This is a genomic window from Bacillus sp. 204(2023) (assembly GCF_037027505.1).
GTDB lineage: Bacteria > Bacillota > Bacilli > Bacillales > Bacillaceae > Bacillus > Bacillus subtilis.
This window is the reverse complement of record NZ_JAXCHE010000014.1, coordinates 1-12,970: the sequence shown is the minus strand read 5'-3', so window position 1 is coordinate 12,970 and position 12,970 is coordinate 1. Positions and strand designations below refer to the sequence as shown.

The window sequence follows — 12,970 nt, the reverse complement described above, 5'->3', positions numbered from 1 at the left end:
CCCAGAGAATGGCTCGTATTGCTGGTGTAGATATCCCACGTGACAAACGTGTTGTTATTTCTTTAACATACATCTTCGGAATTGGCCGCACAACGGCTCAGCAAGTTTTAAAAGAAGCTGGAGTTTCAGAAGATACTCGTGTGCGCGATCTTACTGAAGAAGAACTTGGTAAAATCCGTGATATTATTGACAAACTGAAAGTAGAAGGTGACCTTCGCCGTGAAGTTTCTCTTAATATCAAACGTCTGATCGAAATCGGAAGCTACCGCGGAATCCGTCATCGCAGAGGATTACCTGTTCGCGGACAAAACTCTAAAAACAACGCGCGTACTCGTAAAGGTCCGCGTCGTACTGTAGCTAACAAGAAAAAATAAGTAAGGGAGGTTCTTAAACAATGGCTGCTGCTCGTAAATCTAACACGCGTAAACGTCGCGTGAAAAAGAATATTGAGTCTGGAATTGCTCATATTCGTTCAACTTTCAATAACACGATCGTTACGATCACTGACACTCATGGTAATGCTATTTCTTGGTCTAGTGCCGGAGCTTTAGGATTCAGAGGTTCTCGTAAATCTACTCCTTTTGCTGCGCAAATGGCTGCAGAAACAGCTGCTAAAGGTTCAATCGAACATGGTCTTAAAACTCTAGAGGTTACTGTTAAAGGACCTGGTTCAGGCCGTGAAGCTGCAATCCGTGCACTTCAAGCTGCTGGACTAGAAGTCACTGCTATCAGAGACGTAACTCCTGTTCCTCATAACGGATGCCGTCCACCAAAACGTCGCCGCGTGTAATTTGTTTGTATAGATTTTGTGTCCCTGTCAATAATGGGTTATGATACAGTTATTTATGAAACGAATGCACCGACTCGTTGCCTGAGCACATACGGGACTAAACAATGGGGAATTTCGGATGGAATCTCATATGATTCTATTCGAGGTTTCGACGTTTTGAAGGAGGGTTTTAAGTAATGATCGAGATTGAAAAACCAAAAATCGAAACGGTTGAAATCAGCGACGATGCCAAATTTGGTAAGTTTGTCGTAGAGCCACTTGAGCGTGGATATGGTACAACTCTGGGTAACTCCTTACGTCGTATCCTCTTATCCTCACTCCCTGGTGCCGCTGTAACATCAATCCAGATAGATGGTGTACTGCACGAATTCTCGACAATTGAAGGCGTTGTGGAAGATGTTACAACGATTATCTTACACATTAAAAAGCTTGCATTGAAAATCTACTCTGATGAAGAGAAGACGCTAGAAATTGATGTACAGGGTGAAGGAACTGTAACGGCAGCTGATATTACACACGATAGTGATGTAGAGATCTTAAATCCTGATCTTCATATCGCGACTCTTGGTGAGAATGCGAGTTTCCGAGTTCGCCTTACTGCTCAAAGAGGACGTGGGTATACGCCTGCTGACGCAAACAAGAGAGACGATCAGCCAATCGGCGTGATTCCGATCGATTCTATCTATACGCCAGTTTCTCGTGTATCTTATCAGGTAGAGAACACTCGTGTAGGCCAAGTTGCAAACTATGATAAACTTACACTTGATGTTTGGACTGATGGAAGCACTGGACCGAAAGAAGCAATTGCGCTTGGTTCAAAGATTTTAACTGAACACCTTAATATATTCGTTGGTTTAACTGACGAAGCTCAACATGCTGAAATCATGGTTGAAAAAGAAGAAGATCAAAAAGAGAAAGTTCTTGAAATGACGATTGAAGAATTGGATCTTTCTGTTCGTTCTTACAACTGCTTAAAGCGTGCGGGTATTAACACGGTTCAAGAGCTTGCGAACAAGACGGAAGAAGATATGATGAAAGTTCGAAATCTAGGACGCAAATCACTTGAAGAAGTGAAAGCGAAACTAGAAGAACTTGGACTCGGACTTCGCAAAGACGATTGACTAGTTTCCCTTGTGAACTAGGATTTTCGTGTGTTTATTATTCAGAAACAGCATTCCAATAAAGGAGGGGACATCACATGTCATACAGAAAACTAGGACGTACGAGTGCACAGCGTAAAGCTATGCTTCGTGATCTTACAACTGATTTGATCATCAACGAAAGAATCGAAACAACTGAAACACGTGCGAAAGAACTTCGCTCTGTAGTTGAAAAAATGATCACGCTTGGCAAACGCGGTGATCTTCACGCTCGCCGTCAAGCTGCTGCATACATCCGCAACGAGGTTGCAAACGAAGAAAATAACCAAGATGCACTTCAAAAATTATTCTCTGACATTGCAACTCGTTACGAGGAGCGCCAAGGCGGATACACACGTATTATGAAGCTTGGTCCTCGCCGTGGTGACGGAGCACCAATGGCAATTATCGAATTGGTTTAATCACATATTTTTGTGTATCTAAAGAAGGGCGGGACAGTTTCTAACTGGATCTATGCCCTTTTTTTAGATACTGCAACTTTTAATAGAGAGAAAAGCAGAGCATTAGCTGAGAGGAGGCCGGTTTTCCATGAATCAAAATCAGTTGATATCGGTAGAGGATATCGTATTTCGATATCGGAAGGACGCAGAAAGACGAGCACTAGACGGCGTCTCCCTGCAGGTGTATGAGGGTGAATGGCTTGCAATCGTAGGTCATAACGGTTCAGGGAAATCAACACTGGCCCGGGCATTGAATGGTTTAATTCTTCCTGAATCAGGCGACATTGAGGTTGCCGGGATTCAATTGACAGAGGAATCTGTTTGGGAAGTGCGTAAGAAGATAGGTATGGTCTTTCAAAATCCGGATAACCAATTTGTCGGAACGACTGTTCGCGATGATGTGGCTTTTGGTTTAGAAAACAATGGTGTACCGCGGGAAGAAATGATTGAGAGAGTAGACTGGGCAGTAAAACAGGTGAATATGCAAGATTTTCTCGATCAAGAGCCGCACCATCTCTCCGGAGGCCAAAAGCAGAGAGTTGCGATTGCGGGGGTTATTGCCGCACGTCCTGATATTATTATCTTAGATGAAGCAACATCCATGCTTGATCCGATCGGGCGAGAAGAAGTGCTTGAAACGGTAAGACATTTAAAAGAGCAGGGCATGGCGACTGTCATATCCATTACACATGATCTGAATGAGGCAGCAAAAGCAGACAGGATCATTGTCATGAATGGCGGTAAAAAATATGCTGAAGGGCCGCCTGAAGAGATTTTTAAATTGAATAAAGAACTTGTTCTAATTGGGCTTGATTTACCCTTCTCATTCCAGCTTAGCCAGCTTTTAAGAGAAAATGGACTGGCTTTGGAAGAAAACCATTTGACTCAGGAAGGGCTGGTGAAAGAGCTGTGGACATTACAATCAAAGATGTAGAGCATCGTTATCAGATGAAGACGCCGTTTGAGCGCCTAGCACTGTATGATATCAATGCATCGATTAAAGAAGGAAGCTACGTAGCCGTTATCGGGCATACAGGCTCTGGCAAGTCCACTCTTCTTCAGCACCTAAATGGTCTCCTGAAGCCGACGAAGGGACAGATATCACTAGGCAGCACTGTCATTCAGGCAGGGAAAAAGAATAAAGATCTGAAAAAACTTCGTAAAAAAGTCGGAATCGTTTTCCAATTTCCTGAGCATCAATTATTCGAAGAAACAGTTCTTAAAGATATTTCATTCGGACCGATGAACTTTGGTGTTAAAAAAGAAGATGCTGAACAAAAAGCGAGAGAGATGCTGCAGCTTGTAGGTTTATCAGAAGAGCTTTTGGACAGGTCACCCTTTGAATTAAGCGGGGGACAAATGCGCAGAGTTGCAATTGCCGGCGTACTTGCAATGGACCCTGAAGTGCTTGTTCTGGATGAACCGACTGCAGGATTGGACCCAAGAGGTCGAAAAGAGATTATGGACATGTTTTATGAGCTTCATCAACGTGGGAACCTGACGACGATCCTTGTGACACACAGCATGGAGGATGCAGCTGCATACGCTGATGAAATGATTGTTATGCATAAAGGAACGATACAAGCATCAGGCAGTCCGCGTGATCTGTTTTTAAAGGGTGAAGAGATGGCCGGCTGGGGGCTGGATCTTCCTGAAACAATAAAATTCCAAAGACACCTTGAAGCTGTACTGGGTGTGAGATTTAATGAGCCTATGCTCACAATCGAAGATGCCGCTGCTGAAATCCGTGCTCTTTTTCAGGGGGAGAAGACTTTATGATGGACAGCATGATTATCGGCAAGTATGTACCGGGGACTTCACTTGTGCACCGGCTTGACCCCAGAACAAAACTGATCACGATCTTTTTATTTGTCTGCATTGTATTCTTAGCCAATAATGTTCAGACATATGCGTTGCTTGGTTTATTTACAATTGGCGTCGTTTCTTTAACAAGAGTTCCTTTCTCTTTTTTAATGAAAGGGCTGAAGCCAATCATCTGGATTGTCCTTTTTACGTTCCTTCTTCACATCCTTATGACACATGAAGGACCGATTATCTTTCAAATAGGTTTTTTCAAAGTCTATGAGGGCGGTCTGATTCAGGGGATATTCATTTCTCTTAGATTCGTCTATTTGATTTTAATCACAACCTTATTAACGCTTACGACCACACCGATTGAGATTACCGATGGAATGGAGCAGCTGCTGAACCCATTGAAAAAATTAAAGCTTCCTGTTCATGAGCTGGCTCTTATGATGTCAATTTCTTTACGGTTTATTCCGACACTGATGGAGGAGACAGATAAGATCATGAAGGCTCAGATGGCGCGAGGCGTTGATTTTACAAGCGGGCCTGTCAAAGAAAGAGTGAAGGCTATTGTCCCGCTTCTTGTCCCGCTCTTCGTCAGCGCATTTAAACGCGCCGAAGAGCTTGCGGTGGCAATGGAAGCAAGAGGCTATCAAGGCGGAGAAGGACGTACGAAATATAGAAAGCTTGTATGGACAGGAAAAGACACTTCTGTCATTGTCAGCTTAATTATATTAGCTGCTTTGTTATTTTTCTTAAGGGCTTAGAGGTGCTGTATGAGACTGAAATGCACGATTTCTTATGACGGACATTTGTTTAATGGTTATCAGGTTCAGCCGGGCAAAAGAACGGTTCAGGATGAACTGGAGAAGGCTTTGGCTGTCCTGCATAAGTCAAAAGACAGAATTCCGGTCGTTTCGTCTGGAAGAACAGACAGCGGGGTTCACGCAGCCGGACAGGTGATTCATTTTGACACTCCGCTGTCTATCCCGGCTGAGAGATGGCCATATGCCTTAAATGCACTGCTTCCGGACGATATCGCAGTCAAACAGGCAGAAATTGCGGATGATGGGTTCCATGCACGATTTAGCGCAGTCAAAAAAGAATATCGCTACTTTGTATACACGGAGAAACACCCGGACGTATTTAAACGGCATTACGCTTACCATTTTTCATATCGCCTTAATGTGCAGGACATGAGAGAAGCGGCAAAGCATCTTATAGGGACACATGATTTTACGAGCTTTTGCGCGGCTAAAACAGAAGTGCAGGACAAGGTAAGAACGATTTACGAACTTGATTGGACTGAGACGGCTGATGGCCTGCAAATGCGGATCACAGGCAGCGGTTTCTTATATAATATGGTCAGAATTATTGCGGGTACTTTGCTTGATGCAGGTATTGGAAAAATTTCTCCCGATGAGGTGAAATCCATGCTGGAAGCGAAGGATCGCGAAGCGGCAGGGCGCACAGCGCCGGGACACGGGCTATATTTATGGAACGTTTACTATGACAACTAAACCAGGTGTATAATATTTTCTTGACAGAGTCTGCATAAAGTTATAAGATATCATATGGTATGTATTTCAACCCCACGATAAGCCCCGGAACTTATTGTGTTGTGAAATAGAACGTAATCGAAGTTTATTGAAAATGACAGATCATTTAGGAGGGAAATTCAATGCGTACAACACCTATGGCTAACGCAAGTACTATTGAACGCAAGTGGTTAGTTGTTGATGCTGCTGGCAAGACTTTAGGTCGTCTTTCTTCAGAAGTTGCAGCTATCCTTCGCGGAAAACACAAACCAACTTACACACCACACGTTGATACTGGAGATCATGTGATCATCATCAACGCTGAAAAAATCGAGTTAACTGGTAAAAAGTTAACTGACAAAATCTACTACCGTCACACTCAACATCCAGGCGGATTAAAATCAAGAACTGCTCTTGAAATGCGTACAAACTACCCTGAGAAAATGCTTGAGCTTGCTATCAAAGGCATGCTTCCAAAAGGTTCTCTAGGTCGTCAAATGTTCAAAAAATTGAACGTATACCGTGGTTCTGAGCATCCACACGAAGCACAAAAACCTGAAGTTTACGAACTTCGCGGTTAATTAAAAAGGAGGTTACCAATTTGGCACAGGTTCAATATTACGGTACTGGCCGTCGTAAAAGCTCTGTAGCGCGTGTGCGTTTAGTTCCAGGAGAAGGCCGTATCGTCGTTAATAATCGTGAAATCAGCGAACACATCCCATCTGCAGCTTTAATCGAAGATATCAAACAACCATTAACTTTGACTGAAACAGCTGGCACTTATGATGTTTTAGTAAACGTACATGGAGGCGGCTTATCTGGTCAAGCTGGAGCAATCCGTCACGGTATCGCTCGTGCTTTGCTTGAAGCAGATCCAGAATACCGTACAACTCTTAAACGTGCAGGTCTTCTGACTCGTGACGCTCGTATGAAAGAACGTAAAAAATACGGTCTTAAAGGCGCTCGTCGTGCACCTCAGTTCTCAAAACGTTAATTTTACGTTTTCAAAAAGCTCTCGACCTTGGGTTGGGAGCTTTTTTCTTTTAATATACCGTGGCCAGCTCCGCATAAAAATAACACTGAATGGACGCTTAACGGGGTTAAGCAAATTGTTTGTTTATAAACGGTCTCACTATAATAATCATGATAGCTTTCATTTTTATTTAATTGGAAGTTCGGTCAATGTTTATTATCGTTATGTGATCAGCCCAGCTCCATCTAACCACTGTATCTCATCCGTTAAAGTTCGCTGCTGATTCTTAACCCGGAGAAACAAGGGCTCTCATTGCTAATGGCATTATGTAACAAAGTAAGTGTAAATCTGATGATATAAATCACATATCTCCTTTGTGATTTTTTTGCGTTTTTATGAACTTTTTTCTAAATATGCAAAGGGAAAGCGATATCAATCTAGAAATATTTGTTATACTCTATACATTAAAGTAAGGAGAAGATTCATGAATGCGTTAGTAGCTCATAATAGCAAAGCCTGGGATAAAAAAGTAGAAGCAGGCAATGAATGGACTGTTGCTGTTGAGCAGCAGGTTATCGAACAAGCAAAAAAAGGCAATTGGGATATAAGGGTAACACCAATGAAAGATGTACCGAAGGATTGGTTTCCGCCTGTCAAAGGTCTGAAAGTACTCTGTTTAGCATCAGGCGGCGGCCAGCAGGGTCCAGTTTTGGCAGCCGCAGGCGCGGATGTCACTGTATTAGATAACTCAGAAAAACAGCTGAATCAGGATAGAATGATTGCTGAGCGAGATGGTCTCACGATACACACTGTCAAAGGAAGCATGGACGATTTAAGTGTATTTGATGATGAATCATTTGATGTCATTGTACATCCTGTTGCCAATGTTTTTGTTGAGAATGTCCTCCCGGTATGGAAGGAAGCGCACCGTGTGTTGAAAAGGAACGGTGTTCTAATCTCGGGTTTTGTCAATCCTGTTGTATTTCTGTTTGATACAGAATTAGAACAGCAAGGTGTTTTAAAAGTAAAACACTCCATTCCATACGCTGACCCAGAAGATCTTCCGAAACATAAAGTGAAAAAACTGATCGAAAATAATGAGGCTCTGGAATTCGGCCATTCCTTAGAAGACCAAATCAAAGGCCAAATTGATGCCGGTTTTATCGTTACTGGTTTTTATGAAGATAAAGGCGGGTTTGTATTAGACCAATATATCCATACATATTCTGCAACAAGAAGCGTGAAAGTATGAAAAGCAGCGACCTGTTAGAGGGGCTGCTTTTTTCATAACTAATTACAGAACGTTTGTTCCCTACCCTGCAGAAAGTTGATTTTTTATCGATTTTACACCTTCATTTGGGCGAATTTCCAACCGAATTCGGGCATTGTTTCATTATCCAAACCTCAAAATAATCGATAAAAGGAGAGTGAATTTATATGGCAGAAGTACTGTCTTTTATGGATGTGAAACGCCAAAAGGATTTTGAATTAGAAAAGAACTTGCTCAAAGAACTCTCTCTGAGACAAATTATCCAGTCTGTTAAGGATTGTTTGGAACCATTATTTCCATTTTTACATGATGAACGAGATATTATTACTGAAGGCTGTATTGATTTTGCGATTGAAGCTTATTTGTTAGGCGGGCGTTTTGGGATATTCGGCTATTACGGAGAATCCATGCAAAGTATCAGTGCCCGCTCTGCAAGAGAAGAAGAAGAGCTACGTATGGAGTTTTTTGATTATCTCTATAATTGGATACACGAGCAATACGCAACATTTGATAAAAACACAGTTTATGAAGCGGCTCGCAAGTTCATTAAAGATTGGTGGACAGCGGGGTTTGTTCAAAGAGAAAAACAGTGTAAGCTTCGCATGCGATAATCATATTTCCCGGCCCTGTCCCATAGTTATGTAATAACGGACAAGCGGGAGGGGAAGGGATGAGGAAAAAGCTTAAATGGCTCAGTTTTTTGCTAGGCTTCATCGTATTACTATTTCTGTTCAAATATCAGTTCAGCAATAACGACTCTTGGAAGCCGTGGAGCCTGCCCTTGAGCGGTAAAATCATTTATCTAGATCCAGGTCATGGCGGGCCTGACGGCGGAGCAGTCGGCGGAAAGCTGTTAGAGAAGGATGTTACCCTGGAAGTGGCCTTTAGAGTCAGGGATTATCTTCAAGAACAAGGAGCGCTTGTTATCATGACCAGAGAAAGTGATACTGATCTCGCTCCAGAAGGAACAAAAGGCTATAGCCGACGAAAAGCTGAGGATCTAAGACAACGAGTCAAATTAATAAACCATTCAGAGGCGGAGCTCTATATCAGCATTCATCTTAATGCGATTCCGTCACAAAAATGGAGCGGAGCCCAAAGCTTTTATTACGGGAAATATGCGGAAAATGAGAAAGTCGCAAAATACATCCAGGATGAGCTGAGAAGAAATCTGGAAAACACAACCCGGAAAGCAAAGCGGATTCATGGTATCTACTTAATGCAAAACGTCACCAAACCGGGGGCGCTTATAGAAGTCGGATTTTTATCCAATCCAAACGAAGCAACGCTGCTCGGTAAACCGAAATATCAAGACAAGGTGGCATCTTCCATATATAAAGGCATTTTGCGATATTTCACAGAAAAAGGAGACCCTCCGGAGTAATGGAGGGTTTTCTTGTGGTTCTAAGCATAAGACACCCGCCATTTATGTATGATATAATAATAATTGTAAACGAATACACAAAAGGGTGAGGTTCGATGATAAGAGAAGATGAAGTAAGAAAATTAGTCGGAGAAATGCGCGAACCTTTTCTTCAAAGACCTCTGGGAGAATTGGATGCCGTTAAGGAAATTAAAATAAAGCCTGAAAAACGGCATATCAGTGTAAAAGTCGCTCTTGCAAAAACAGGAACTGCAGAACAAATGCAGATTCAGCAAGAGATCGTAAACGTATTAAAAGGGGCAGGAGCTGAGACAGTCGGCCTTCGATTTGAAGAGCTGCCTGAAGAAACGGTTGCTAAATTCCGAGCGCCGTCAGCTGAGAAAAAAACATTATTAAATATGGATAACCCGCCAGTCTTTCTTGCTGTAGCAAGTGGAAAAGGCGGCGTAGGCAAGTCAACTGTGTCAGTAAACCTAGCTATTTCTCTGGCTCGTCTAGGGAAAAAGGTTGGTTTAATTGATGCGGATATTTATGGGTTCAGTGTGCCGGACATGATGGGTATCACTGTGCGTCCAACAATTGAAGGAGAGAAACTTCTTCCTGTTGAACGCTTTGGAGTAAAGGTCATGTCAATGGGCTTTTTCGTAGAAGAAAATGCTCCGGTCGTATGGAGAGGGCCGATGCTTGGCAAAATGCTGAATAACTTTTTCCACGAAGTAGAGTGGGGAGAAGTAGACTATATCGTTCTTGATCTTCCGCCTGGTACAGGGGACGTTGCTCTCGATGTACATACAATGCTTCCGAGCTGCAAAGAAATTATCGTATCTACGCCACATCCAACAGCTGCTTTTGTCGCGGCCAGAGCGGGCTCTATGGCGATTAAAACCGATCATGAGGTCGTGGGTGTCATAGAGAACATGGCTTATTATGAAAGTGCAAAGACAGGGGAAAGAGAATATGTGTTTGGAAAAGGCGGAGGAGATAAACTGGCTGAGGAACTAAACGTGCCTTTACTCGGCAGAATCCCATTGAAACAGCCCGATTGGGATAAGGACCAATTTGCTCCGTCTGTTTATGACGAAAATCATCCAATCGGAGAAATATATCAGGACATCGCAAAAAAAATAGATGCAAAAATGTCAGTGCAGGTATAAAAGGTGAACCGGGATTCCAGATCCCGGCTTTCCCTTTATTCACTTTCTTTGGCTGTGTCTTTTGCTGCTTTTTTCAGTTCATCTTCGAACTGTTTTTTGTAAAGCGGACTAGAAAGTGTTTCGTTAATAACCTCTTCTAAATAACTGCGGAATTCTTGGCTTTTTGCCAGCTGGCTGTACTTTTTATCCATGCCGGGATCCTGCATCACGCTCATCAGCATCTTCTGGTAATCTGGATCCTTCATCAGCTTTTTAATCACTTTTTCATGCTCTGTTTGAAGAGTTTTGGCAAAGCCCTCAGCAAAATCAGTGTCTTCAAAGATGTTTTTCCAAAATTCTTCACCTTTTTTAGATGTGAGTGTTTTTTCTATTGTTCCTTTAATTGCATCTTGGTCAATCACCAGCGCTTCATTCATGGCATCATCATTTAATAATTCCTTAATAGCTTTCTTTCCATCATCAGTTTTTAATATATCAACAACCATTTTTTTGGTCTGATCATAGTCCATATCCGCTGCTTGGTCTTTTGGAGCGCAAGCTGTTACAGATAATAACAAAAAACAGCTCATCAATAGCGTTTTGGCTTTTGACATGCTTAAGCTCCTTTCACATACTTGTCTTACTTTTAATATGATTCATCTGTTTGGAATTATACATAACAAAATATCGCTGTTCGCGATTTTTGAGGGGATGAATAAGAAATGAAAAGCCGTGGTTTAGTTCGTTTTTTCTTTTCTATTTTAGCTGTCGGAGCGCTTATCACGAGTATTGTGGGTTTTGCTTTAAAATGGGGAGAATATAGAGGGCTGTTTCTAACATTTGAAGCGGGACAGATTTTCTCTGTTTTATTTTGGTTTATCGGTGTAGGCATGATTTTCAGTGTGATCAGCCAAATGGGTTTTTTCGTGTTTTTAACAGTTCATCGGTTTGCGCTTGAGATATTAAGGTCCTCCTCTTTGTGGAATTTGCTGCAGTTGTTTTTCATCCTGTTTGTTGCTTTTGATTTAATGTACGTGCGTTTTTTATTTTTTGGAGAGAGCGGAGAATCGCTGGCTGGGTATGCGTGGTTACCGGTGTTTTTATTGATCTTTGGAGTGATTACAGCTTATATAAAGCAAAAGCAGTCCTCTAAGAAAACATTTGTGTCATCGTTGTTTTTGATGGTTGTGATTACCGCATTAGAATGGTTCCCTGCATTAAGGGTAAATGATGAGGACTGGCTTTATTTAATGCTTTTTCCGTTAATGGCATGTAATGCCTTCCAATTGCTGATGTTGCCGAAGTTTGCAGCAAAGTAATTACTTTACCTCTGCGGATTTGGCATCAGAATTTGCGATGAGATCACCCACGGTTACATTTTTTAATCCTTTTTCTTTCAGCCGATGGATGATATCAGGCAATGCTTCTTCTGTTTGTTTTGCCGAATCGGAGGCATGTAAAAGAATAATGTCTCCACCGGAAACTTGCTTGGTCACATTGTCGATGATTTTTTCAACTCCGGGATTTGTCCAGTCTTGAGAGTTCACACTGTAATGAACGACTGTATAATTGTATTGCTTTGCGACCTTTAGAACATTCTTATTGAATTGGCCGGTAGGGGGTCTTAATAGCTGTATGTCTTTGATCCCTAACTTTTCAAAGGCTGTTTGCGCACGGTTCATGTCCTTTTTTATTTCGCTGCTCTCTAAGTTGGCATAGTTTTTATAAGCGTAGCCCATGCTCCCGATTTGATGTCCGTCCTTTACGATACGGGCCACTGTGTCGGGATGGCGTTCTGCCCAAGAAGCGGAAAGAAAAAACGTTGCATTTTTAATCCCGTTTGCTTTCAGAGTATTAAGTATCGGTTCTGCTCTCTCATCACCCCAGCTGATATCGAAAGTAAGTGAAATATCTTTAGAGTCTGTTTCTCCTTTATAAATGGCTTTAGGTCCGGTGTCAGTTGAAAACACGGGAAGCGGGACAGCTCTTTGGATATAAAAAAAGCTGGCAGCTGCAAATGCAGCGATAAGTATAATAATTAATTGTTTCACCCGTTTAATGTGCCACACATAGAAGTGATTCACTGATGATGCCTCCTTATCTTGTCCATCATTCTTGTTTTACATCTTATGAGCATGGATAATTGAATATAACCGATAAAATGTCTCTTCACATACAGCTTAAATTGGGTGTTGACCTTTTGATAATATCCGTGATATATTATTATTCGTCGCTGATAAACAGCTGACATCAACTAAAAGCTTCATTAAGTACTTTGAAAAAAGTTGTTGACTTAAAAGAAGCTAAATGTTATAGTAATAAAGCTGCTTCGTTAAGCGGCGGTAATGATCTTTGAAAACTAAACAAGACAAAACGTACCTGTTAATTCAGTTTTTAAAAATCGCACAGCGATGTGCGTAGTCAGTCAAACTACTTTATCGGAGAGTTTGATCCTGGCTCAGGACGAACGCTGGCG

17 protein-coding genes are annotated in these 12,970 nt (G+C 41.9%); 15 read left to right on the top strand and 2 right to left on the bottom strand.

Annotated features, from left to right (window positions below; all coding sequences use genetic code 11):
- The first annotated feature begins 8 nt into the window (after positions 1-8).
- The 14 genes from rpsM (at position 9) to salA (ending at position 10,515) form a co-directional block, all read left to right on the top strand.
- The gene (gene rpsM, locus WA279_RS19885; protein WP_003235095.1) at positions 9-374 is read left to right on the top strand and encodes a 30S ribosomal protein S13; all 366 of its coding nucleotides are present in this window, start codon (positions 9-11) and stop codon (positions 372-374) included.
- A gap of 20 nt (positions 375-394) precedes the next feature.
- Positions 395-790: a 30S ribosomal protein S11 gene (gene rpsK / locus WA279_RS19880; RefSeq protein ID WP_009966385.1), complete on the top strand. Its 396-nt coding sequence runs from the start codon at positions 395-397 to the stop codon at positions 788-790.
- Positions 791-966: 176 nt separating this feature from the next.
- On the top strand, positions 967-1,911 hold the full coding sequence (locus WA279_RS19875; RefSeq protein ID WP_003225835.1) for a DNA-directed RNA polymerase subunit alpha: 945 nt from the start codon (positions 967-969) through the stop codon (positions 1,909-1,911).
- Positions 1,912-1,988: 77 nt separating this feature from the next.
- Positions 1,989-2,351: a 50S ribosomal protein L17 gene (gene rplQ, locus WA279_RS19870; RefSeq protein ID WP_003225836.1), complete on the top strand. Its 363-nt coding sequence runs from the start codon at positions 1,989-1,991 to the stop codon at positions 2,349-2,351.
- A gap of 127 nt (positions 2,352-2,478) precedes the next feature.
- Positions 2,479-3,324 carry an energy-coupling factor ABC transporter ATP-binding protein gene (locus tag WA279_RS19865; RefSeq protein ID WP_336156429.1) on the top strand — a complete coding sequence of 282 codons (846 nt, stop codon included), beginning with the start codon at positions 2,479-2,481 and terminating at the stop codon, positions 3,322-3,324.
- Complete coding sequence (locus WA279_RS19860) at positions 3,300-4,169, top strand: energy-coupling factor ABC transporter ATP-binding protein (protein WP_031600082.1); 870 nt, start codon at positions 3,300-3,302, stop codon at positions 4,167-4,169. The genes WA279_RS19865 and WA279_RS19860 overlap by 25 nt, the downstream gene beginning before the upstream one ends.
- Complete coding sequence (locus tag WA279_RS19855) at positions 4,166-4,963, top strand: energy-coupling factor transporter transmembrane component T family protein (RefSeq protein ID WP_336156426.1); 798 nt, start codon at positions 4,166-4,168, stop codon at positions 4,961-4,963. Before WA279_RS19860 ends, WA279_RS19855 begins: the two co-directional genes overlap by 4 nt.
- Positions 4,964-4,972: 9 nt before the next feature.
- Entirely contained in the window at positions 4,973-5,716 is a 744-nt protein-coding gene (truA, locus tag WA279_RS19850; RefSeq protein WP_004399657.1) for a tRNA pseudouridine(38-40) synthase TruA, read from the top strand.
- 161 nt (positions 5,717-5,877) lie between these two features.
- Positions 5,878-6,315, top strand: a complete 438-nt coding sequence (gene rplM / locus WA279_RS19845) for a 50S ribosomal protein L13 (protein WP_003241966.1) — start codon at positions 5,878-5,880, stop codon at positions 6,313-6,315.
- Between the two features lie 20 nt (positions 6,316-6,335).
- The gene (gene rpsI / locus WA279_RS19840; protein ID WP_004399691.1) at positions 6,336-6,728 is read left to right on the top strand and encodes a 30S ribosomal protein S9; all 393 of its coding nucleotides are present in this window, start codon (positions 6,336-6,338) and stop codon (positions 6,726-6,728) included.
- Between the two features lie 463 nt (positions 6,729-7,191).
- Positions 7,192-7,959, top strand: a complete 768-nt coding sequence (locus WA279_RS19835; RefSeq protein ID WP_336156425.1) for a class I SAM-dependent methyltransferase — start codon at positions 7,192-7,194, stop codon at positions 7,957-7,959.
- A 185-nt stretch (positions 7,960-8,144) separates the two neighbouring features.
- Complete coding sequence (locus WA279_RS19830) at positions 8,145-8,588, top strand: YbaK family protein (protein WP_003235118.1); 444 nt, start codon at positions 8,145-8,147, stop codon at positions 8,586-8,588.
- A gap of 59 nt (positions 8,589-8,647) precedes the next feature.
- Positions 8,648-9,361 carry an N-acetylmuramoyl-L-alanine amidase CwlD gene (gene cwlD, locus WA279_RS19825; RefSeq protein ID WP_015252979.1) on the top strand — a complete coding sequence of 238 codons (714 nt, stop codon included), beginning with the start codon at positions 8,648-8,650 and terminating at the stop codon, positions 9,359-9,361.
- A 95-nt stretch (positions 9,362-9,456) separates the two neighbouring features.
- A complete protein-coding gene (gene salA, locus WA279_RS19820; RefSeq protein ID WP_003235124.1) occupies positions 9,457-10,515 on the top strand; it encodes an iron-sulfur carrier protein/transcriptional regulator SalA in 1,059 nt (352 codons plus the stop codon).
- Positions 10,516-10,550: 35 nt separating this feature from the next.
- Here salA and gerD read toward each other — a convergent pair whose 3' ends face one another.
- Positions 10,551-11,108 carry a spore germination lipoprotein GerD gene (gene gerD, locus WA279_RS19815; RefSeq protein WP_003235126.1) on the bottom strand — a complete coding sequence of 186 codons (558 nt, stop codon included), beginning with the start codon at positions 11,106-11,108 and terminating at the stop codon, positions 10,551-10,553.
- Positions 11,109-11,216: 108 nt separating this feature from the next.
- Here gerD and kbaA point away from each other — a divergent pair, with 108 nt between their 5' ends.
- Positions 11,217-11,813 (top strand): KinB-signaling pathway activation protein, encoded by a 597-nt coding sequence (gene kbaA / locus WA279_RS19810; RefSeq protein ID WP_004399693.1) that lies wholly within the window; start codon positions 11,217-11,219, stop codon positions 11,811-11,813.
- On the opposite strand, the gene pdaB is transcribed toward kbaA, so the two are convergent.
- A complete protein-coding gene (gene pdaB / locus WA279_RS19805; RefSeq protein WP_336156422.1) occupies positions 11,814-12,578 on the bottom strand; it encodes a polysaccharide deacetylase family sporulation protein PdaB in 765 nt (254 codons plus the stop codon).
- Between the last annotated feature and the right edge of the window lie 392 nt (positions 12,579-12,970).

Excerpts from the sequence above, each read along its gene's own strand:
- WA279_RS19830 (WP_003235118.1), top strand. The coding sequence starts at position 8,145 with ATGGCAGAAGTACTGTCTTTTATGGATGTGAAACGCCAAAAGGATTTT.
- truA (WP_004399657.1), top strand. The coding sequence starts at position 4,973 with ATGAGACTGAAATGCACGATTTCTTATGACGGACATTTGTTTAATGGT.
- cwlD (WP_015252979.1), top strand. The coding sequence starts at position 8,648 with ATGAGGAAAAAGCTTAAATGGCTCAGTTTTTTGCTAGGCTTCATCGTA.
- rpsK (WP_009966385.1), top strand. The coding sequence starts at position 395 with ATGGCTGCTGCTCGTAAATCTAACACGCGTAAACGTCGCGTGAAAAAG.
- WA279_RS19865 (WP_336156429.1), top strand. The coding sequence starts at position 2,479 with ATGAATCAAAATCAGTTGATATCGGTAGAGGATATCGTATTTCGATAT.
- rplM (WP_003241966.1), top strand. The coding sequence starts at position 5,878 with ATGCGTACAACACCTATGGCTAACGCAAGTACTATTGAACGCAAGTGG.
- kbaA (WP_004399693.1), top strand. The coding sequence starts at position 11,217 with ATGAAAAGCCGTGGTTTAGTTCGTTTTTTCTTTTCTATTTTAGCTGTC.
- WA279_RS19855 (WP_336156426.1), top strand. The coding sequence starts at position 4,166 with ATGATGGACAGCATGATTATCGGCAAGTATGTACCGGGGACTTCACTT.
- salA (WP_003235124.1), top strand. The coding sequence starts at position 9,457 with ATGATAAGAGAAGATGAAGTAAGAAAATTAGTCGGAGAAATGCGCGAA.
- rplQ (WP_003225836.1), top strand. The coding sequence starts at position 1,989 with ATGTCATACAGAAAACTAGGACGTACGAGTGCACAGCGTAAAGCTATG.
- gerD (WP_003235126.1), bottom strand. The coding sequence starts at position 11,108 with ATGTCAAAAGCCAAAACGCTATTGATGAGCTGTTTTTTGTTATTATCT.
- WA279_RS19835 (WP_336156425.1), top strand. The coding sequence starts at position 7,192 with ATGAATGCGTTAGTAGCTCATAATAGCAAAGCCTGGGATAAAAAAGTA.
- WA279_RS19875 (WP_003225835.1), top strand. The coding sequence starts at position 967 with ATGATCGAGATTGAAAAACCAAAAATCGAAACGGTTGAAATCAGCGAC.
- rpsM (WP_003235095.1), top strand. The coding sequence starts at position 9 with ATGGCTCGTATTGCTGGTGTAGATATCCCACGTGACAAACGTGTTGTT.